The organism is Tabrizicola sp. (genome assembly GCF_030373185.1).
GTDB lineage: Bacteria > Pseudomonadota > Alphaproteobacteria > Rhodobacterales > Rhodobacteraceae > Tabrizicola.
In genome coordinates, this window is the sequence record NZ_JAUCZH010000004.1 from 429945 (window position 1) to 451540 (window position 21596).

Below are 21596 nucleotides of genomic sequence, written 5' to 3' on the forward strand. Positions count from 1 at the left end.
CCTTGGCCCATGTCTTACGGCGTGACGGTGACTGTGCCGGTCTCACCCCGCGCCCGGAAATCCGGGCGATACATGTCTTCAACCGATGCCGCCGGGTGGTGGAAGCTGCCGGGGCTGACCGCGCGGACGACATAGGCCAGTCGGAAGGCCTGATCCGATTGCCAATCCACCGCCGTCAGGAACCGGTCCTGCCGGAACTCGCTGTGCTGGACGAAATCAAGCGTATCAAGCCAGCCCAGTTCAGAGGTGGACCCGGCCGTCATCAGGTTCGGGTTGTCGATCTCGAACCCGGCGGGCAGGGGGTCGCTGACCATCAGCCGGGCTTCGCCATAGCCGAAGGGCGTGATCTCCAGAACGGTGACCAGCCGGGTGCCGGCGCTGACGCTGTCTGGCGTTACCGCCTGACCGTCCATCGTGAAGTAGCTGCGCGTGATCGCATAGCCATTGCCGCCCGCCGGTTCCGGTTCTGACGGCACACCGTAGGTCGTGACCGTCAGCGTCGTCGTAGCGCCATCGTTGCGCACCACCACCGGAGTGACCGCGCCCGCGTCCAGCACCCGCACCAAGGGGCCATCGGCGGGCTGGCCGTCGATGGTGATGCCATCGGCCCCCCGCCGGTCAATCAGCGCGTTCGCCGCCAAAAGCGCCCATGTCGCCTCTTGCGTCGACAGATTGCCGCCATGACTGGCGATCCGGTCGGTCAGCGCCTCACGGTCAACGGCCATTGACCCGGCCTCGACCGCCAGTGTCAAAAGCGCGGCCGCGTCGCGGTAGCGGGTGCCGTAATCCGCCCGCCACAGACGTTCCGTATCCGGCCCGACCAGCGCGTTCATCCGGGCGGCGGCCTTGCGGAACATCGCATCCGCCCGCGCCTGGTCGCCGTAGGACGCCAAGGCCGCCCCCAGCTGTGCCTGCGCGATGGGGGTCTGGAAATCATCGCCCTTCACATCTGCATAATAGCGCAGATCACCCACCGCCGCAGCGCCTTCGCGCGCCAGCACCATCAGGGCATAGGCCAGCGCCTCGCCGCCACCATTTGCCTCGGCGCTGAAATCCGGGGCGTAGTTCACCTGATTGCGGAGGTTCGCCAAGGCGTTGCGGAACGCCAGATCCGGGACCGCATAGCCTTGCGCCTTGGCCCGGCTGAGAAAGTCGGTCACATAGGCATCCAGCCAGAAATCACCATAATCCGCCCCCCACAGGCCGAAGCCGCCGGTGGACGACTGGTTGGTCAGGATCTCGGCCACCGCCTGATTGATCCGGGTCTGGATGTCGGCGGCACCTTTCAGGTCCATCACCCGCGCCACCTCGTCAAAGTACAAAAGCGGCAGCGCCCGGCTGGTCATCTGTTCGGTGCAGCCATAAGGATAGCGGTCAAGCGCCGCCAGCAGGCCCGGCGCGTTCAGCCGGGCGATGGGGCCGACTGCCATCGTCGCCTTGCCGGACCCAGCCACCAGCCCCGCAAAGACATTGTCGTCAAAGGTAAAGCTCGTCCCCGCCGCAAGCTCGAACCGCGAGATCCGGGCAAGTTCGGGGTCGTTGACCTGCACCGGAAGCGTCAGGGTCTTGGTCAGTTGCCTGCCGTCGGGCGTGGTCAGGTTCACGTCGATCCTGTGGATGCCCACCGCGCCTGCCATGACCGGCACTTCGAACACCGCCTTGGCCTGTTCGCCAAGCTCAAAGCCCGAAGGCACCGCGCCCAGCGTCACACCATTTGCCACGACATCAAGGCTCATCCGGCCCGCAGGGCCGGTGGCATGCACGATTTCCAACAGCAGGCGGCTTTCATCGCCCGGCGACAGGAAACGCGGCAGGCTGGCGGTGACGACCACAGGGTCGCGCACCAGAACATCGGCGCTGGCCTGACCGACGCCGGTCCTGGACCAAGCCACCGCCATCACCTTTACCGTGCCGTTGAAGCTGGGCAGGTCGAACGAGGTCCGCCCGTAGCCATCGGCGCCCACGGTCAGCGGGCCGGAGAAATAGGACACCAGCTCTTCCGTGGGGGGCGGGCTTTGCAGACGCGCTTGCGCGCCTGCGTCCCCACCGGACCGCACTTCACCAACCGCGCCATTCAGTCCGTCGATCAGCCGGCCATAGATATCGCGGATACCGACGCCAAGGCGGCGCTGGCCAAAGTAATGCGCTTGCGGATCAGGTGCCTTGAACCCGGTCAGGTTCAGGATGCCCACATCAACGGCGGCGATGGTGACATAGGCGGTTTCGCCCGCCGTCACGCCGTCAACCCTGACCGCCACATCCAAGGGTCCGCGCGGGGCGGCTTCGGCAGCCATCTCGACCGTTGCGGTCAGGGCGCGCTTGCCGGGATCAATCGCGGCATGGGTCAGCCCCAGCGCCCGCGCCGGGTTGCGGCCCGCGGCCACATCCATCGGCCGGATGACCGAGGCGGTGACATAGACCCCCGCGCCCCAGTCATCGGTCACCGGCAGGCGGATCAGGTTTTCACCTTCCACCACTTCGACCGCCTGCATCGCCACCAGCCGGTTTGACAAGACGGTGATCAAGGCCGTTCCCGCCGCGCGTGGCACGATCCGCAGCGTTGCGGTTTCCCCCGGCGCATAGGTGGGCTTGTCCAGCGACAACTCCAGCGTGTCCGGCGTCGAGGTGGTATCGGCGGCAGCATACCACCCGGCGTAAAAGCTGGTCGAGGTGGCCGATTGCCCGCCATCGGCGCGTTCCACAAGGATTTCGTATTCGCCCCATTCGACCTGCGCGGCAATCTCGACGGGCTGGCTGCCCAAGGTCACCTCACCTTCGGCAACGAGGGTGCGGGTGACGACAGGTTCCCAGTTCCAGTTGCCATAGCTTTGATACCATTGGTAATTCCGGGTAACGCGCGTCACTTTCCACTTGACGGGCAGGGGGGTCAGCGCCTCTTCGGCGTTGACGGCGATCAGGTTGAACCGGGCTTCGGAGCCTTCACCTGCAACCCCATCAAACATCGGCCTGACCCCGATCAGCGGGTCGGCGGGTGACAGCTTCTTGGTCACCGAGCGTTCCACCGGGCGACCCGAGCCTTCGGCCACGCGCACGGTTACCCGGGCCTCCAGCGGACGGTGCGGATCAGCGATCACAGGCAGGACGACGGGAAGGGTGGCGTTGCCTGCCGCGTCCGTCTCGGCCCCGTCCAAAGGCGCCATCTGCGCCGAGAAGGGTTGGTCGTGCCGGCCGAAGACATAGCCGGGGAAGGCCTCAAGCCCGGCGCTTGCGCGCAACAGAACCTCGCCCTCGATCCCAAGACCTGCCCCCGGCGCGCCGAACAGGTAACGGGCGGCGACGGTCAGATCGATGCCGGTATCCTGACCAACCGACAGCCGCTCATCCGCCAGCGTCAGATCAAAGTCTATGCGTTCGGGCAGGAAATCTTCGACAAGGAAGGTCCGGGCCGCCAGCGCCGGGGCTTCAAGATCGGCGAACATCTCCAGCCGCCAGACCCCGCGCGGGGCCGATCCACCGACAAGCTGCGCAAAGACATAGCCGCCGCCCGTGTCGGTCACCACCGACCGGGCATATTCCACCCCGTCGGGCCGCCTGACCACCGCCGTCAGCGGCAGGCCCGTCACCGCCGCCTGCCCGGCATCGCGGGCGAGGGCGGTGACATGGACCGTTTCACCGGCCCGATAGGCCCCCCTGTCGGTCGTCAGGAAAACATCGACCGGAGGTGCTGCCTCACGCCCCTCGACGCCACGGTCGGAAAGGTCGAACTCGGGGTCGGTCAGGGACAGGAAGGCGATATCCTGATCTCCGTCACGCGCCACGATCATCGCGGGCGCGCTGGCCCCAAGGCCGCGCGTCAGCCCGGCGTCAAAGCGGGCATAGCCCTGATCATCGGTCGTGGCGGTGCCAAGGACGGCATTGGCGCGGTTCAAAAGCTCAACCGCAATCCCCGGCTTGGCATCTGCCGAGCCAAGGCTGCGGACAAAGACATGCAGCCCGTCGACGCCCGACATCGTGGTCAGCCCCAGATCGGACACCACGAACCATTGCCATCCGGCTGGCACGACATAGGGGTCAACCCCCGGCACTTCGGCCTTCATCGCATAAATCCCGGCGGGCATCCCGGCCAAGGCGTCGCCCAAGGGCAGGCGGGTGGTCACGTCCTTGTTGACCTCTTGCCCCACTGTGGCGCTGCCGTCCCAGATGCGTTCACCCACGGTGTCGGTGAACTGGTATTCTGCATAAACCTGAATTGGCGCGCCGAAATAGAAGTCCTGGATCGAGCGCAGGAGGTTGCGGTCGGTAACGCGGTACAGCGTCAGATCCAGCTTTTCGGTGTTCACCGTTTCCACCGGAAGGGCGACATCCACCGTGTTCGGCAGCACATAGCCCCGGCCCGGGAAACGCACACCGGGATTGCGGTCGCGGATGTACTGAGTCACCTCAACCGACTTGGCCATGGTCTGACCATCCGCTGCGGGCAGGCCCTCGCGGAAGGTCACGGCATAGCGCTTGCCATGTTCGACCCCGGTCACGCAAAGCTGACGCCAGCCCCCGGCCTCGACCACCAGTCCGGATTCGGGCATCTGCACGAAGGTGGAATAGTCCACGCCTGCCGCAGCAAGGTCTTCCGAGAAGGTCGCGCAGATCCTTGGCCGCGCAAGGTCTGACTGCACCGCGGTCTCGACGATGCGGAAGCCGTATTTGCCGATGGCCGCTTCCAGCAGGGTCTCGGTATCGGTCCGCGCCTGCAAGGATTGCGCCAACCGCAGCGCCTGCACCGTGTCACGCCCGCGCCCGTTGCGTTCCAGCGCCTCACCAAGGATGACAAGAATCGTGTGGCGCAGCCCAGGGTTTTCGGCCCGCAGATACGCGTTCATCGCCGACTGGAAGGCCTGAAAGTAGAAATAGCCCGACTGGTTCCGGTTGCCATTGCCCGCCTCGATCTGGCGACGGGCGAATTCGGCCCAGGTCGCGGCATCGTCAGTCAGGTTCAGCGCCGCGCCGGTGAAGGCCGCTGCCCCCGCCCAATCACCCCGCGCTTCGGCCTCGGCCGCCGCCTGCAGATGATCTTCGGCCGACCACGGCCCGGTAGTGTGCTGGCGGCCAAGGCCCGATGCCTGATCGAACGCCGCCTGAAGATCCCAGTCCGGCAGGAAACCGATTTCCCCCCGCCGCGCCTTTGCCACCGCCTGCGCGCCCGCATCGCCCTCGATCACGAAGGCCGAGAATGCCCCCTGAAAGAACGCCCCCGCACCGGGGCTGTTCTTGACGAAACAAGACCCGTTGCGGCTGTTGTAGACAAATGCGGTGCAACGCGCGTTGGTCAGGCAGGCGCGTTCGCAAGCCTCTATCGTGGTATCAAAGACCGAGGCGATATCGCCCCCCGGAAGATCCTGATCCTGTGTCACGACGACCCGGCGTTCAGGTATCAGATCCTGCGCCTGCGCCAGACCCGAAATGCTGCCGGAAAACCCGATCAATAGCGCCGCAATCGCAGCCCTGCAAAACCCGCGCATCGAAAAGACCTCCCGAATGAATTGGTTGAAATGTCGCATGGCGACCGCCGGGCTGGCAAGGCTGCTGGCGGTTCATTGGCGTTAAGCCTTGGTTCACTTCGATCGGGCAGGCTAGTCGTGGAATCCGGACGTGCGGCCTGTCCGCCGGGGCCGGGTGACAGTCAGAATGTCTACAGGGCGGGTATGGATCTTTCGGAACGTCTGGTCAGGGAACGGCGCGCAAGGCTGGCGGCGGAACGCCTGCTGGAACAGAAAAGCCGTGAACTCTTCGCGGCCAATGAAAAGCTGGCAATCCACGCCCGTGGGCTTTCCGACCAGATCGTCGAACAGCGGCAGGTCGTCCGCACCGCCCTTTCCCGGGCAGAACTGTTGAAGGATCAGAACCTGCGGTTCGTGGAAGATCTTGACCGCGCCCATACTCAGGCCGTGATGGCTGAGCGCAGGCTGTGGGATTCCGTCAACACCATTCAGGACGGGTTTGCGGTCTTCGACAACTCCATGCGCATGATCACCGCCAACCGTGCCTGGCTGGCCCCGTTTGACGGCACCTCTGTCGCCCCCGGTATTCCCTATGCCGACATGGTCAACCTTATCGCCACCTCTGGTGCGCTTGATCTGGGGGATGAGCCGGCGGCAGATTTTGTCGCCCGCATGCTGGCCCGGATCGAGGCTGACCCGATCGATTCCGTCACCCTGAAATTCCTGAACGGCACCTGGATCAAGCTTCAGGACCGCCGCGCGCGGGACGGCGATCTGGTGTGCCTTGCGCTTGATATCACTGACCAGATGCGCATCTGGGCCGCCATCGAAGCGATCCCCGATGGCTTTGTCCTTTATGACCGGGAGGAACGGCTCTTGACCTGCAACCAGCGCTACCGCGACATCTATCCCGCCTCGGCACCTGCCATGCAGCCCGGCACCCGGTTTGAGGACATCCTGCGCCATGGCCTTGCCCACAGCCAGCACGCCGACGCGGTCGGGCGCGAAGAGGACTGGATCGAGGAACGGCTGAAACGCCACCGTCAGGGCAGCGGCACCTCGGAACAGCAGCTTTCCGATGGCCGCTGGATCCGCGCGCATGACCACCCCACGCCTGACGGCGGCCGTGTGGGTCTGCGCGTCGACATCACCCAGTTGAAGGAACATGAGGCCGCGCTCGACGCCGCCCGCAAGGCGGCCGAGGCCGCGAACCGCGCCAAATCCGCCTTCCTTGCCAACATGAGCCATGAAATCCGCACCCCGATGAACGGCGTGGTCGGGATGGCGGAGCTTCTCTGCGATACCGGGCTGACCGAAGAACAGCGCCTGTTTGCCGAAACCATCCGGTCTTCTGGTGAGGCCCTTCTGGTGATCATCAACGACATCCTGGATTACTCCAAGATCGAAGCGGAACGCCTGACCCTGCGGCCTGAACCTTTTGATCTGGAACGCACGATCCATGAAGTCACCATGCTTCTGCAACCGCGAGCGCGGGAAAAGGGGATCGATCTGATGATCGACTTCGACATGTTCCTGCCCACCCGCTTCATTGGCGATCCGGGGCGGCTGCGGCAGGTCTTGACCAACCTGATCGGCAATGCGGTCAAGTTCACCGACGCGGGCCACGTCCTGACCCGTGTCGTCGGGGTGGACGACGAGGATGGCCACCAGACCCTGCATGTCACCGTCGAAGATACCGGCATCGGCATCGCGCCAGAATATCTTGACCACATCTTCGGTGAATTCAATCAGGTCGAGGATGAGCAGAACCGCAAGTTCGAAGGCACCGGCCTTGGTCTTGCCATTACCCGTCGGCTGATCGAACACATGGGCGGCGCGGTCTGGGTGGACAGCGAGGCGGGGCAAGGCTCCAGTTTCGGCTTCCGGGTGACCCTGCCCGTGGCCGAGGATGCGGGGCCGGTGCAGGTGCCGGTCGCGGTGAAACGGGTGCTGGTCGTGGACGACCAGTTCATCAACCGCACCATTCTGGAACGCCAGCTTGCGCCTTGCGGCATCACCGTGACGCTGTGCCGGTCCGGGGGCGAAGCGCTGGACCGGTTGGCCGCCGACCCGACCTATGATGTGGTCCTTACCGACCACGCCATGCCGGAGATGGACGGGGTTACGCTCTTGCAGCATATCCGTGCGGCTGGCCACACCTTGCCGGTTATCCTTCTCAGCTCCAATACCACGGGTATTGGGCTTGCGGCGGCGGATTTCGCGGCGATCCTGCAAAAGCCGCTGCTGCGGTCTGACCTCTACCGGCACCTTCAGTCCCTGACCGCGCCAGCGGCAAGCGCGGTCCCTGCCGTTCCACCGGCTCCGGCCGACCTGCGGCAGATGCGCGTTCTGGCGGCGGAAGACAACCGCACCAACCAACTGGTCTTTCAGAAGATGGTCCGCGCGCTGGATATCGACCTTGTGTTCGCCGACAATGGCCGCATCGCGGTCGAAATGTATCAAAGCTACCAGCCCGATCTGATCTTCATGGATATCTCCATGCCAGAGATGGACGGCAAGGACGCCGCCCGCGCCATCCGCGCGCTGGAAGGGCTGGCTGGGCATGTGCCGATCGTGGCCCTGACGGCCCATGCGATGGACGGCGATGCCGAAGGTATTCTTGCTGCCGGAATTGATCGATACCTGACCAAGCCTCTGCGCAAGACCGCGATAGAGGCCGCGCTGGCAGAATTCCGCCCCTCTGACGCGCGCCCGCCCTTGGTCGACGCTGTTGATGCAGCTTGACCTGCGCCTCAATCGACACGCACCGGAATCTCAGCCTGCGCCTGGACATGCTCTTTTACGAAATATTCCCTGGGGTTCGGGGGGTGGGAACCCCCGGTGGCTGGCCGTTGCGCGCAGCAGCCTTTGTACCGGCAGGGGACAGCGCCCGTCACCCGTCGCGCAGCACTTCCAGAAACGCTTCGCCGAACCGTTCCACCTTCAGCGCGCCCATGCCCTGAACGGCCTGAAGCTCTCCAAGGGTTGACGGTCTGCGCTCGACGATCTGGCGCAGGGTGGAATGGGTGCAGGACAGGTATTTCCCCGTGCCATCCTTGCCGTGGGACAGTTGCAGTTGCACCTCTGCCAGACGGTCGAAAACCGCGCCTTCAGGTTTGCCCGCCAGTCGCATCCGCGCAGGGTGCAGGGTTTCGCCCGCCCCGGTGATCACTTCCAGAAACGCCGAGCCATAGCTTTCCAGCTTCTTCGCCCCGACCCCGGTGATCCCGGCCATCTGGTCCAGTGTGAGGGGTTTCTTCTCGGCCATTTCGATCAGGGTCTTGTCGGGAAAGACCACATAGGCCGGCACGTTCTGCGCCTCGGCCAGCGCGCGGCGGCGGGCCTTCAGCAATGACAAAAGCCCCGCATCTTCGTCCGCCACCTGACTGCGCGCGGCGACCCGGTCTTCGGCAGAGGCCGAGGCCACGGTGTCGCGGCGCAAGGTGACCCGCGCTTCGCCGCGCAGGATCGGGCGGGCGGCATCGGTCATCCGCAAGGCACCGTGGCGGTCGGTGTCGGGTCGGATCAGGTCTTGCCCCATCATCTGCCGGAACACCGCACCCCATGCCGCTTTCGACAGATCGCGCCCTACGGCATAGGTCGGAAGCTGGTCATGCCCGCGCTCACGCACCTTGGGTGTGGCGGTTCCGGTCAGGATGTCGATCAGATGCCCCGCGCCGAACCATTCGCCGGTCCGCAGGATGGCCGACAAGGCCTTCCTAACCGCCTCGGTCGCGTCAAAAAGCTGTGCCGGGCGGTCGCAAAGGTCGCAGTTGCCGCAAGGCTCTGCCGCTTCGCCGAAATAGCCCAGAAGCACCTGACGGCGGCATTTCAACGCTTCGGCCAGCCCCAGCAGCGCGTTCAGCCGGGCGTGATCGGCGGCCTTGCGGTCGGGCGGGGCCGCACCTTCGTCGATCTGGCTGCGGCGCAGGCGGATGTCGTCGGGACCATAAAGCGTCAGCGTCTCGGCCGGGCTGCCATCGCGCCCGGCACGGCCGATTTCCTGATAATAGCCTTCGATCGACTTTGGCAGATCGGCATGGGCGACCCAGCGGATATCGGGCTTGTCGATCCCCATCCCGAAGGCCACGGTGGCCACCACGATCAGCCCGTCTTCGCGCTGAAAGCGGATTTCCACCTGACGCCGCGCCTCGGCCTCCATCCCGCCGTGATAGGCGACCGACGGATGCCCCGCCTCGCGCAGCGCCTGGGCCAGCACCTCGGTCTTGGCTCGCGTGCCGCAATAGACGATGCCGGATTGGCCTTTGCGAGCAGCGGCAAAGCGCAGGATCTGTTCGCGCGGGGTGGATTTCACCGCGAAGGCAAGGTGGATGTTCGGCCGGTCAAAGCCGCGCAGGAAGGTTGCGGGCGCTTCGCCGTCAAACAGGCGGGTGACAATCTCGGCCCGGGTTTCCTCATCCGCCGTGGCGGTGAAGGCGGCCAGCGGCACCCGCAGCGCGCGGCGGAGTTCCCCGATCCGCAAGTAGTCGGGGCGGAAGTCATGGCCCCACTGGCTGACGCAATGCGCCTCATCCACCGCGATCAGACTGCACCCGACGCGGCGAAGAAGTGTCGCCGTGGCGGTCGAGGCAAGCCGTTCGGGCGCCATGTACAAAAGCTTCAGCCGCCCCTCGTCCAGCGCGGCGAACACCTCTTCCGTCTCTTCGTCGGTGTTGCCCGAGGTCAGCGCCCCCGCCTCGACCCCCGCCGCCTTCAGCGCGCGCACCTGATCGCGCATCAAGGCGATCAGCGGAGAAATCACCACTGTCACCCCGTCACGGCAGAGCGCAGGCAGTTGAAAACACAAGGATTTTCCGCCGCCCGTGGGCATGATGGCAAGGGTGTTGCGCCCCTCCAGCACGGCTTGCACGATTTCCGCCTGACCGGGGCGGAAATCGGGAAACCCGAATACAGAGTGCAGAAGCGATGCCGCCTGATCCAACGTGGAAATGGGCGTCAGACGAAGGCAGAGGCGTTGTTGATCAGCACGATCCGCAGCGCATAGACGCCGATCAGCACCACCAGCGGCGCCAGATCAAGCCCGCCCATGTTGGGCAAGATGTTGCGCACCCGGGAATAGACCGGCTCCAACAGCCGGTTCAGCCCGTCCCAGATCGAGGCGACAAGCGGCTGTCGCAGGTTCAACACTTGAAAATTGATCAGCCAGCTCATGATGATATGCGCGATGATGATGAATTGCGCGATATCAAGGATCAGCATCAGGATCTGAAAGATCGAGGTCATCTGGCTCTCCGCTATGGCTTGGCGCAGAGGTAGCGGTCCGGACGCGGAAGGGCAATGCCTTCCGCAGGGACTTTCCGCAGGGTTCCGCTTGACGCGGCCAGCCAGTCGGGCCACCCAAGCGGCGCAACCGGGGGTTTTGATGTATCCGTTCATCCGCATGGTCACTGAAATGGCGCGTGTGCGCCGGATGCCGAAGCTGGGCTTCTTTGACACCCATGTCAGCCGGGTGACATGCTGGCCTTGGGATCTTGACCCATGGGTTGAACTGAACAACGGCCGCACACTGACGCTTTATGATCTGGGCAGGCTACCCCTGTCGCGGCGGAACGGGCTGGAACAGATCTTGCGCTCAAGGGGCTGGGGGTTGACGGTGGCGGGGTCCACCACGCGCTACCGCCGCCGCGTGACGGTCTTTGCGCGCCTGGACATGCACACCCGCTGTCTGGGCTGGGACCGGCGGTTTCTTTATACGGACCAATCCATGTGGCGCGGCGATGAATGCACCTCGCATGTGCTGATCCGGTCAGCCATCGTGTCAAAGGCCGGGATGGTTCCGCCCAGCGAAATGGCCAAGGCGATGGGCGTGGCCCCTGAAAGCCCGCCCTTGCCGCAATGGGTTCAGGCCTGGACCGAGGCGGATGCCTTGCGTCCGTGGCCCCCCGCCCGCTAAGCCGTGGGTTGCGCCCCGGGCCGTTTGCGGGTTCACTCGGCCCCCAAACCACGGGAGCAGGCATGGCAAGCGCGCGCAAGCGGATCTGGGGCTGGTATTTCTTTGATTGGGCCAGCCAGCCCTACAACACCCTGCTTCTGACCTTCATCTTCGGCCCGTATTTTGCGGAAATCGCCCGGGGCTACTACATGGGCGAGGGGCTGGAACCCGAGGCCGCCAAGGCCGCTGCACAGGCCTATTGGGGCTGGGGTCTGGCCATCGCCTCGCTGTCCATCGCCGTGCTGGCCCCGATCCTTGGGGCGATTGCCGATGGGACCGGGCGGCGGCTGATCTGGGTCTGGGTGTTTTCAGCCTTTTACGTCATCGGGTCCATGGGGCTGTGGTGGGTGGCGCCGGGGGGCGATGCGGGCATGCTGTTCTGGGCGGTCTGCCTGTTCGGGATCGGCTTCATCGGGATGGAGTTTGCCACCATCTTCACCAACGCCCTGATGCCATCGCTGACGCAGGCCGACGATCTGGGGGCGGTCTCTGGTTCAGGCTTTGCCTTTGGCTATCTGGGCGGTCTTCTGGCGCTGATCCTGATGCTTCTGTTCTTTGCCGAAGGCGCTGACAGCGGCAAGACCCTTCTGGGAACCGAACCTTTGTTCGGCCTTGATCCTGAAGCGCGTGAGGGAACGCGTGCGGTCGGCCCCTTCGCTGCGATCTGGTATGTGGTCTTCATGATTCCGTTCTTTCTGTGGGTGAAGGAACCCAGGACAGATGCCCGCCCGCTGCATGTGGGCCGGGCCTTTGCCAGCTTGAGGGACTTGCTGCGGTCCTTGCGGTTTCGCACCAGCCTTGCGGCTTATCTGGCATCGTCCCTGTTCTACCGCGACGCGCTGAACGCGCTTTACGGGTTTGGCGGGGTCTATGCATCGGGCGTGCTGGGCTGGTCGATCATCCAGATCGGGATTTTCGGCATCGTGGGCGCGGTGACGGCGATGGTCGCGGCCTTCATCGGCGGGCGGGCCGACAAGGCTTTCGGGCCAAAGCCGGTGATCATCACCTCGATCATCGTGCTGATCTGCGTCTGTGGCGTCATCGTCGGCATGACTCGCGAAAGCCTCTGGGGCTTTGCGATGGACCCGGCCTCTGGCCTGCCGGACCAGATATTCTTTGCCTGCGGGGCGCTGATCGGGGCTGCGGGAGGTTCGCTTCAGGCCGCCAGCCGCACGATGATGGCCCGCCACACCAGCCCCGACCGCGCGACCGAGGCGTTCGGGCTTTATGCGCTGTCGGGCAAGGTAGCCAGTTTCATGGCGCCGGCGCTGATCGCGCTTGCCACCATGGCCAGCGGGTCGCAGCGCATCGGGATCGCCCCCCTGATCCTGCTGTTCCTGATCGGCCTTGTTCTGCTATTCTGGGTGAAACCCAAGGGAGAGATGCCCGCCTGATGCTGACCCGCGCCCTGATCCTGTCGCTCCTTCTTGCCGCCGCCCCCGCCCATGCCGAAAAGCTGGCGAACAAGCTTTTCGGCGCGAAATCCGCCCCGTCCGCGCAAGAGTCGATGCCAATCGGGTCATATGCCCGCGGATGTGGGGCTGGCTTGGTCGAACTGCCTGAAACTGGCCCAAGTTGGCAGGCGATGCGCCTGTCACGGAACCGAAACTGGGGCCATCCGGTCATGATTAGCTTTTTAGTGGACCTGTCCGCCACCGCGCAGGCCATCGGCTTTGGCCAAGGCCTATATGTCGGGGACATCAGCCAGCCGCGAGGCGGGCCGATGACCAGCGGCCACGCCAGCCACCAGATCGGGCTGGATGCCGATATCTGGATGCTGCCACCGCGCAGCCTTGGCCTGTCGCGGGCCGAGCGTGAGGATATCAGTTCGATCCCGGTCCGGTCGGCTGACCAGCGGTCGGTCACCGGCAACTGGACAAAGACCCACCACCGCCTGCTGCAAGAAGCGGCGCTTGATCCGCGGGTTGACCGCATCTTCGTCGCAGCCGCCGTCAAGATCGAGATGTGCAGGACGGCCAAGGCATCCGACAGGAAGTGGCTGCAAAAGATCCGCCCGGTCGCCGGACATGACACGCATTTCCACGTCCGGCTGAAATGCCCCAAGGGCGCCCGTTTGTGCGAGACGCAGACGCCGACGGTGGCGGAACTGTCAAAGAACGGCGACGGCTGCGATGAAACGCTGATGTGGTGGGTGACGGATTACCTTGATCCGCCAAAGCCGACCAAGAAGAAGAAACAGGCCGAAGACGACGCCCCCCGCAAGAAGGGCGCGCGGGAATTCACGATGGCTGACCTGCCAAAGCAGTGTCAGACCGTACTGGTCGAATAGCCACCCATTGCGTCGAACAGGTTGACAGGCGGCAGGCGTGGGTATACGCGGCCTGCGCCCCGACCATGGGGCCAAGTCTCCGCAACCTTGCAAAAAACGGATCATAGCAAATGCGCTCAATTCTGCCCGGCGTCATCGCCATGGCGGTGGTCGTCACCGCGTCGAACATCCTTGTCCAGTATCCGCTTGGCGCTTTTCTGACCTGGGGTGCGCTGACCTATCCCTTCGCCTTTCTGGTCACTGACCTGACCAACCGCCTGCAAGGCCCGGATGCCGCGCGCCGCGTGGTTCTGGTTGGTTTTGGGGTGGGGGTTCTGTGTTCCTTCATCGGCACGCAGATCGTGGGCGAGTTCGGCCCCCTTGTCACCTTGCGCATCGCGGTTGGTTCGGGCTTTGCCTTCCTGTGCGCGCAGCTTCTGGATATCGCTGTTTTCAACCGGCTGCGGGCTGGGACATGGTGGCGCGCGCCGCTGGTGTCGACGCTGGCGTCCTCCAGCCTTGATACGGCCTTGTTCTTTTCCATCGCCTTTTCAGCCACGCTGACCCTGCTGGAGCCGGGCAACGATGTCTCTTGGGCAACCGGCGCGACCCCGCTTCTGGGCTTTGGCACCGAAGCACCGTTCTGGGTTTCGCTGGCCCTTGCCGACTGGGGCGTGAAGCTTCTGCTTGCTCTTTTGGCACTTTTGCCTTTCCGGCTGGCAGTTGCCCGGGCGATGGCACGGGTTGCGTGAAATGTTTTGACAAACACAAAATCTGTGTCACCTTTCCCTTATCGGCAACCATTTGAAAGGAGGTGATCCAGTGTCTAGAGTGATATTGGAGAGACGTGTCGGGACAGTCGGAGGGCGTGTTTTCTGAAGGCAGCCCTTCAGATAAACAGACCACCGATTGGAATTGATGCCTAACTGGCTCATCTCCTTGGATCTCGGAAAGGGTTGCCGCACTCCGGCAACCCTTTCTCTTTTGGTGCCGCCCGAATAACGTGAAGCCATGCTGTTTGTTACCGAAACCCTTGCCATTGCGGACTGGGAACTGTCCGAAAGCTTCATGCGCGCCTCGGGGCCGGGGGGGCAGAATGTCAACAAGGTCTCGACTGCCGTTGAACTGCGATTCGAGGCCGACCGGTCGCCGCATCTGACCCCATCGGTCAAGGCACGGCTGAAAAAGCTGGCCGGGCGGAAATGGACGCTGGAAGGCGCGATCGTGCTGCAAGTCGATGAAACCCGCAGTCAGGCCCGCAACCGCGAGATTGCCCGCGAACGGCTGGTCGAGATGATCCGCGCCGCGTTGGTGGTGCCGAAACGGCGGATTGCGACCAAACCCACCCTTGGCAGCCAGCGCCGCCGCATCGCCTCGAAAACCCAGCGGGGCGAGGTGAAATCGCTGCGCGGCCGTGTGCAGGACGAAGAATGACCGATTTCGCCTCCCTTGCCGCAAACCACTGGGGCGGCCGCCTGATCCGCCTGCTGCGCGACCGGGAAAACCACGTCTATGAAATGGCGTTGGCAGACGGCACTCGCGCGGCCTTGCGGCTGCACCGGGCAGGCTATCAGTCGCCCGACGCGATCCGTTCGGAACTTTGGTGGTGCGCCAGTCTGGCGGCCGCTGGCTTGCCGGTGCCAGCGGCGCTGCCCGCGCTGGATGGCGGGCCGCTTGTCACCCTGCCGGATGGTCGCCACGCCTCGGCAATCGCATGGCTGGAAGGTGAGGCGCTGGGCGAGGCCGGGCAACCCTTTGCCCGGCCCTTGCGCGATACGCTGGACCTGCACCACGCCCTTGGCGCGCTTCTGGCCCGCCTCCACCAGACCACCGATACGCTGACCCTGCCGAAAGGCTTTGTCCGCCCGCGCTGGGACCGCGAGGGGTTGGTGGGTGAAGCACCGTTCTGGGGGCGGTTCTGGGACCACCCCGCCGCCAGCCCCGATCAGCGCGCCATCCTGATCCACGCCCGCGACCTGCTGCGCGAACGCATTTCCGGCGAAACCGGCCTGATTCACGCCGATGTCCTGCGCGAGAACGTGTTGGTGAACGGTCGTTTGCTATCCCTGATCGACTTTGACGACTCCGGCTTTGGCTACAGGCTCTATGACCTTGGCACGGTGCTGAGCCAGAACCTTTACGAACCCGCCTATCCCCAGATTCGCGATGCGCTGATGGCGGGCTATGGCACCACGGACCTTGTGATGGTGGAAAGCTTCACCCTGGCCCGCACGCTAGCTTCGGTTGGCTGGACGATGCCGCGTCTTGCTGCGGATGACCCGATCCACCGCAGCCATCTTGCGCGCGCGGTCATGTATGCCCGACGCCTGCTGGACTAGACAACGACCTCTTGCGCCAACTGCGCCCCGACGCCGAATATCCGTTTGTAGCGCTCGATTTCGTCCTTGGGCCCCATGGCCTTGGCCGGGTTGTCCGAAAGTTTCACCGTTGGCCGCCCATTGGCACTTTGGGCCTTGCACACCAGACTGAACGGAGCCAGCGCATCATCTGCCACCAGGCCACGGAAATCATTGGTCAAAAGCGTCCCCCAGCCAAATGAGACCTTCACGCGACCGACGAACTTTGCATGCAGTTCCTCGATCTTTTCGACGTCCAGCCCGTCCGAAAAGATCACCAGCTTCTGCCGAGGATCCTCGCCCCGGTCCTTCCACCAGCGGATGGCGATTTCGGCTCCGGCAACCGGATCGCCGCTGTCGATGCGAATGCCCGTCCATCCGGCCAGCCAGTCGGGCGCGTTCTTCAGGAAGCCTTCGGTGCCATAGGTGTCGGGCAGGATGATCCGCAGATTGCCGTCATGTTCCTCTTGCCAGTCGGCCAGCACCTGATACGGGGCCTGCCGCAGGTCATCGTCCGTATCCGTCAGCGCGGAATAGACCATCGGCAACTCATGCGCGTTGGTGCCGATCGCCTCCAACTCCCGGCGCATGGCGATGGAACAGTTCGAGGTGCCGATGAATTTCTCCTCCAGCCCTTCCTGCATCGCCTGAACCGCCCAGTCCTGCCAAAGGTAGGAATGTCGCCGCCGGGTGCCGAAATCTGCGATCCGCAAGCCTTCGGTGCCGCGCAGGAGCTGGATTTTTTCCCACAGCTTGGTCATCGCCCGGGCATAAAGCACCTGCAATTCAAATCGGCCAAGCCGTTCCAGAACTGCCCGGCTGCGCAGTTCCATCAAGACGGCAAGCGCCGGAATTTCCCACAGCATGACCTCGGGCCACGCGCCTTCGAAGGTCAGCTCGAACTGGCCATCCCGCTTTTCAAGGTGGTAGGGCGGCAGGCGCAGGCCCTCGAACCATTCCATGAAATCAGGGCGGAACATCTGGCGCTTGCCGTAAAACGTGTTGCCCCGCAGCCAGGTGCTTTCCCCCCGGGTCAGCGACAGCGACCGCACATGATCGAGTTGCTCACGCAGTTCGCCTTCGTCGATCAGTTCGGCAAGCCGGATCTTCGAGGATCGGTTGATCAGGCTGAAAACCACGGTCGTATCCGGCTTGTTGCGGAAAATAGACTGGCACATCAATAGTTTGTAGAAATCGGTATCGATCAGAGACCGCACGATCGGGTCGATCTTCCACTTGTGGTTCCAGACGCGGGTGGCGATATCGACCATGTCGGCTTCCTGAAAATGCCTGCGGAGGTGCGGGTCTTCTGTTGCTTTTCCCTTGTGGCAGAGGCCAAGGCAAGCCCCGGCGGGCTTGTCTGCCCGTTCAGGGTGGCAGGACGCAATCATAGGGACGCCCGTCGGGCATCCTGCAAAGGCGCTCTGCAAAGCCGGCCGGAAGGGTTTGCTTGCCGGGCGGCATCTTTTCGCGGTCAAGCGCATCAAGATAGTTTCCGCAGATGGCGTAAGCATAGATTTCGCGCCGTTTCAGGCTTTCGAACCATTGGGCAAAGGTGGCAGAGGTCGCGGCCACGTCATCGCCGCCTGCCGCGATTTCTTCGGCAAAGTGGGTGACAAGATCGCCGTGCGTGGGCCAGGCCAGCAACTGGTTCCAAGGGCCTGGGTTCCCGCTTTCGCGCATCCGCCATGCCACATAGATCCCGATCGCAGATGCATCAGCCTCCAGCGCCAGACGCGACCGCATGTAGTCTGTCAGGGTGTGCGCCGTCGTCGGGCAGATGCCGCTGCTGAATTGTTCCAGATGCCGCACTTCGTGGATCAGGATTGCCAGCGCCAGATCGGGATCCAGCCCCGTGCGGACGACGATCCGGTTGGTCTTGGGCGCGTAATAGGCCTGCTCTTCGACAAGGGAATCGTCAATGCACAGGGTCGGGGCCTCTTTGGCCCAGGATTCGGCAAGGGATGGGTAGGGGGCGAGCGCTTCGGTCAACCGCTCTGCCAGCGCCAGAATCTCTTCTGATCCTCCGGTATAGGGCGCAGGTTGGCAGACCGCGTTGGCCCGTGCCGCCGGACTGCACAGCAGCAGAGCAACCCCAAGGCCACCGATCAGGCTGAGAAACGGCCGCATCATGTCACGTCAATGCCGGCTGCCTGCATCTGGCCAAGCGCCGCCGCCAACGAGCCATCCAGATCAATGGCCCGGCAAAGATCGCGGCGCACCGTGACCTTGAAACCCAGCCGCGCGGCATCGAGCGCCGAATAGGCGACGCAGAAATCTGTGGCGAGGCCAACCAGCGTGATCGCCGTCACGCCGCGCGATCTGAGATAGCCCTCAAGGCCCGTGGGCGTGCTGCGGTCATTTTCATAGAAGGCCGAATAGCTGTCGATCTCGGGGCGGAACCCCTTGCGTATCACCATCTGCGCCGCGTCAGTTTTGAGCGCCGGGTGGAAGTCAGCGCCTTTTGTGCCTTGAACGCAATGGCTTGGCCAAAGAACCTGCTTGCCATAGGGCATGTCGGTCAAGGTAAAGGGGGCGGTGCCGGGGTGGTTGTCGGCAAAGGACAGATGCTGTGCCGGGTGCCAGTCCTGTGTCAGGACGACGGTGGAAAACTCACCCATCAAGGCGTTGATTCCGCAGACGATCTCATTCCCCCCGGCCACGGCAAGCGCGCCTCCGGGGCAAAAGTCGTTCTGCACGTCGATCACGATGATCGCGTCTGTTGCAGGGTACATTGCGTGGTCCTCCGGCATGGTTTTCAATGGGTAAAGCCCGGGACAGCAGTCGGTCAACAGCCACGCTGCCCATTGCGCCAAAACGTCCGTCGCGCTAACTCGCTGCGCATGATCGTCGTGGCCGCGCTTTATCAGTTCACCCGCTTCTCCGATCCCGCTGCCTTGCGGCCGGGGCTTCTGGAGGTTTGCCAGGCGAGCGGGGTGAAGGGGTCGCTGTTGCTGGCACCGGAAGGCATCAATGGCACCATTGCCGGATCGCGGGACGGGATCGACCGGGTGCTGGACGCAATCCGCGCCCTGCCGGGTTGTGCCGGGCTGGAGTGGAAGGAAAGCCAAGCGGAATCAATGCCTTTCGGGCGCATCAAGGTCCGGCTGAAGCGTGAGATCGTGACGATGGGTCTGCCAGACGTCGACCCGTTGGCCCGGGTCGGCAACTATGTGCGCCCGCAGGATTGGAACGCCCTGATAGCGGACCCTGACACGGTGGTGATCGACACCCGCAACGATTACGAGGTGGCGATCGGCACGTTTCAAGGCGCGGTTGACCCGGGAACGCGCGCGTTTGGCGAGTTTCCGGAATGGTGGCAGGCGAACCGAGAAAAGTTCGTCGGCAAGCGCGTGGCGATGTTCTGCACGGGAGGGATTCGCTGCGAAAAGTCCACGAATTATCTTTTGGGGCAAGGGCTTAACGAGGTTTACCACCTCAAGGGTGGCATTCTGAAATATCTGGAAGAGGTGCCTGCCGAGCAAAGTCTCTGGCAGGGTGAATGCTTTGTCTTTGATGACCGGGTATCGGTCGGACATGGGTTGAAGCCGGGCGGGCTGAAGTCTTGTGGGGCGTGCAGAAGACCGGTCACCGAAGCCGGCCAAAGGCACCAGGACTATGAAGAAGGTGTCTGCTGTCCCGCTTGTGTGAATGAGTATTCACAATCGGATCGCGCACGGTTCCGCGAACGGCAACACCAGATGACCCTCGCCATCAGGCGCGGGTCGCAGCATCTGGGGTCTTAGGCCGCCCTGTCTGACAACATGTCGCGCACCATCGGGATCACCTTTTCCCCATAGAGCCCGATGCAGGTCATCAGGTCGCCATGCGGCACGGGGCCGGTGGAATACTTCATGTCAAAGCGCTGTAGCCCAAGGGTTTGCACGGTGCGCACGATCTTGCGGGCCACCGTCTCGGGGCTGCCGACGTAAAGTGCGCCGTGGTGAACCTCGGCCAGATAACGGTCCTTGGTGACCGGGGGCCAGCCGCGTTCTCGCCCGATCCGGCCGAACATGTCGGCATAGTGCGGCCAAAGTCTTTCTTGCGCGATTTCATCGGTTTCCGCGACGAAACCGGGCGAATGCACCCCCACGGGCCGGACGGGGCGGCCAAGTTGAGCGCAGGCGCGTTGGTAGAGGTCGATGTAGGGGGCAAAGCGCGCGGCATCGCCGCCGATGATGGCGAGCATCAGTTGCAGATCCTGCCGGACCACGCGGACGACGCTTTCCGGGCTGCCGCCCACGCCGACCCAGACGGTCATCGGCTGGCCGAGCGGCGGGAAAACCTGCTGGTTTTCCAAAGGACTGCGGGTCTGGCCGGACCAGCTTATGCGGGGATTGCGCAAGAGCCTTGCAAAGATGTCCAGGCGTTCCTCGAACAATTGTTCATATTCGTTCAGATCATGCCCGAAGAGAGGATAACTTTCGGTAAATGACCCGCGCCCGAGGATGGGTTCCGCCCGGCCGTTCGACAGCGCGTTCAGGGTGGAAAAGCGCTGGAAGACGCGCACGGGGTCATCGGTGGACAGGACCGTGACGGCGGTGCCAAGCTTGATCCGCCGGGTCCGGCCGGCGATGGCGGCAAGCACGATTTCCGGTGCGGAAATGGCGAAATCGCTGCGGTGATGTTCGCCAAGGCCAATGAAATCGATCCCGATTTCGTCGGCGAGCGTGGCCTGGTCCAGAACCTCGCGCAGAACCTGATCCATGGGGTGCAGCTGGCCGTCGGGGCCTTGGGTGACGTCGCCAAAAGTGTCGAGGCCGAGGGAAATGGTGGTCATGACGCGCTCCTTTGCGGCCAAAGTAGGGGCTCGCTCACAACAAATGAATGTGGATTTCGAGAGAGCCGCAGTTCAAGGCTGCACGGAGGGCGCAAACCTTTGCGAACGCAAGGTTAATCGGCTTTCCGATTGGTCTTTCAGCCATCTTGCATCCCTCTTTCCCGCGTCTTCCATCCGTCTCTACGTGCTTTTGGTGCCACGGGGAATTAACCATGGCGGCGAATCGAGGAACGGTTGCAGGATGGCCGGAAAGGAGACCGCGATGACATCACCCGAAAAGCTGGCCTTGCAGATGGGCCTCGATATCCCCGACTTCGATGTGATGGGATATTACGGGGCGGACTATGGCACGATGAAACCCTTTCACCGGGTGGGAAGCCTCTTGTTCCTCTCTGGTCATGTGGCGCAGATCGGTGCCGAGATTACCCACAAGGGGCGGCTTGGGGCGGATTTGACGACGGATCAGGGCTATCAGGCCGCGCGGCGGACGGGCCTGAACGTGCTGGGCGGGATCCGGCAGGCGGTGGGGTCGCTGGACCGGGTGAAGGGGATCGTGCGCAGCCTGAATTTTGTGGTCTGCACGCCGGATTATGAGGATGTCCATAAAGTGTCGTCGGGGCTGTCGGACCTTTTTGTCGAGGTCTTCGGGCCTGAGCGGGGGCTGGGTGGCCGGGCGACGATTGGCGTGATGGCGCTGGCCGGAGGGGTGTGTTTCGAGACCTGGGTCACGGTGGAGGTTGAGTAGGGGACGGCTCCTCGTGCGTCCTTGATGCCTCGTCGC

At 63.7% G+C, this 21596-nt stretch carries 16 protein-coding genes; 9 read left to right on the forward strand and 7 right to left on the reverse strand.

All coding sequences use genetic code 11. The features are described 5' to 3' along the window. Positions 1–14: 14 nt before the first annotated feature. Entirely contained in the window at positions 15–5477 is a 5463-nt protein-coding gene (locus QUV21_RS10390) for an alpha-2-macroglobulin family protein (protein ID WP_300854911.1), read from the reverse strand. A gap of 183 nt (positions 5478–5660) precedes the next feature. Between QUV21_RS10390 and QUV21_RS10395 the strand changes: the two genes are divergently transcribed. After that, positions 5661–8201, forward strand: a complete 2541-nt coding sequence (locus QUV21_RS10395; protein WP_300854913.1) for a response regulator — start codon at positions 5661–5663, stop codon at positions 8199–8201. A 148-nt stretch (positions 8202–8349) separates the two neighbouring features. Here QUV21_RS10395 and recQ read toward each other — a convergent pair whose 3' ends face one another. Further along, a complete protein-coding gene (recQ, locus tag QUV21_RS10400) occupies positions 8350–10398 on the reverse strand; it encodes a DNA helicase RecQ (RefSeq protein WP_300854739.1) in 2049 nt (682 codons plus the stop codon). A 14-nt stretch (positions 10399–10412) separates the two neighbouring features. Next, a complete protein-coding gene (locus QUV21_RS10405; protein ID WP_300854740.1) occupies positions 10413–10700 on the reverse strand; it encodes a YggT family protein in 288 nt (95 codons plus the stop codon). 139 nt (positions 10701–10839) lie between these two features. On the opposite strand from QUV21_RS10405, the gene QUV21_RS10410 reads away from it, so the two are divergent. The 6 genes from QUV21_RS10410 (at position 10840) to QUV21_RS10435 (ending at position 16017) form a co-directional block, all read left to right on the forward strand. Next, complete coding sequence (locus tag QUV21_RS10410) at positions 10840–11370, forward strand: acyl-CoA thioesterase (RefSeq protein WP_300854741.1); 531 nt, start codon at positions 10840–10842, stop codon at positions 11368–11370. Positions 11371–11432: 62 nt separating this feature from the next. Further along, entirely contained in the window at positions 11433–12803 is a 1371-nt protein-coding gene (locus QUV21_RS10415; RefSeq protein WP_300854742.1) for an MFS transporter, read from the forward strand. Continuing rightward, on the forward strand, positions 12803–13699 hold the full coding sequence (gene mepA, locus QUV21_RS10420) for a penicillin-insensitive murein endopeptidase (protein WP_300854743.1): 897 nt from the start codon (positions 12803–12805) through the stop codon (positions 13697–13699). The genes QUV21_RS10415 and mepA overlap by 1 nt, the downstream gene beginning before the upstream one ends. 110 nt (positions 13700–13809) lie before the next feature. Continuing rightward, on the forward strand, positions 13810–14430 hold the full coding sequence (locus QUV21_RS10425) for a queuosine precursor transporter (RefSeq protein ID WP_300854745.1): 621 nt from the start codon (positions 13810–13812) through the stop codon (positions 14428–14430). 259 nt (positions 14431–14689) lie between these two features. Further along, positions 14690–15112 carry an alternative ribosome rescue aminoacyl-tRNA hydrolase ArfB gene (arfB, locus tag QUV21_RS10430; protein WP_300854746.1) on the forward strand — a complete coding sequence of 141 codons (423 nt, stop codon included), beginning with the start codon at positions 14690–14692 and terminating at the stop codon, positions 15110–15112. Then, positions 15109–16017, forward strand: a complete 909-nt coding sequence (locus tag QUV21_RS10435) for a phosphotransferase (protein WP_300854747.1) — start codon at positions 15109–15111, stop codon at positions 16015–16017. The genes arfB and QUV21_RS10435 overlap by 4 nt, the downstream gene beginning before the upstream one ends. Here the strand turns inward: QUV21_RS10435 and pncB are convergent. From pncB to pncA, 3 genes are all read right to left on the reverse strand, one after another. Further along, positions 16014–17306, reverse strand: coding sequence for a nicotinate phosphoribosyltransferase (gene pncB / locus QUV21_RS10440; RefSeq protein ID WP_300854749.1), 1293 nt, complete (start codon positions 17304–17306; stop codon positions 16014–16016). The genes QUV21_RS10435 and pncB overlap by 4 nt on opposite strands. A 97-nt stretch (positions 17307–17403) precedes the next feature. Continuing rightward, positions 17404–18168 (reverse strand): DUF6782 family putative metallopeptidase, encoded by a 765-nt coding sequence (locus tag QUV21_RS10445; RefSeq protein WP_300854750.1) that lies wholly within the window; start codon positions 18166–18168, stop codon positions 17404–17406. Then, the gene (pncA, locus tag QUV21_RS10450) at positions 18165–18770 is read right to left on the reverse strand and encodes a bifunctional nicotinamidase/pyrazinamidase (RefSeq protein ID WP_300854751.1); all 606 of its coding nucleotides are present in this window, start codon (positions 18768–18770) and stop codon (positions 18165–18167) included. The genes QUV21_RS10445 and pncA overlap by 4 nt, the downstream gene beginning before the upstream one ends. Positions 18771–18878: 108 nt before the next feature. Here pncA and QUV21_RS10455 point away from each other — a divergent pair, with 108 nt between their 5' ends. Beyond that, entirely contained in the window at positions 18879–19781 is a 903-nt protein-coding gene (locus tag QUV21_RS10455; RefSeq protein ID WP_300854752.1) for a rhodanese-related sulfurtransferase, read from the forward strand. On the opposite strand, the gene QUV21_RS10460 is transcribed toward QUV21_RS10455, so the two are convergent. Further along, positions 19778–20815: an LLM class flavin-dependent oxidoreductase gene (locus QUV21_RS10460; protein ID WP_300854753.1), complete on the reverse strand. Its 1038-nt coding sequence runs from the start codon at positions 20813–20815 to the stop codon at positions 19778–19780. The genes QUV21_RS10455 and QUV21_RS10460 overlap by 4 nt on opposite strands. Before the next feature lie 262 nt (positions 20816–21077). Here QUV21_RS10460 and QUV21_RS10465 point away from each other — a divergent pair, with 262 nt between their 5' ends. Further along, a complete protein-coding gene (locus QUV21_RS10465) occupies positions 21078–21560 on the forward strand; it encodes a RidA family protein (protein WP_300854754.1) in 483 nt (160 codons plus the stop codon). Positions 21561–21596: the final 36 nt, after the last annotated feature.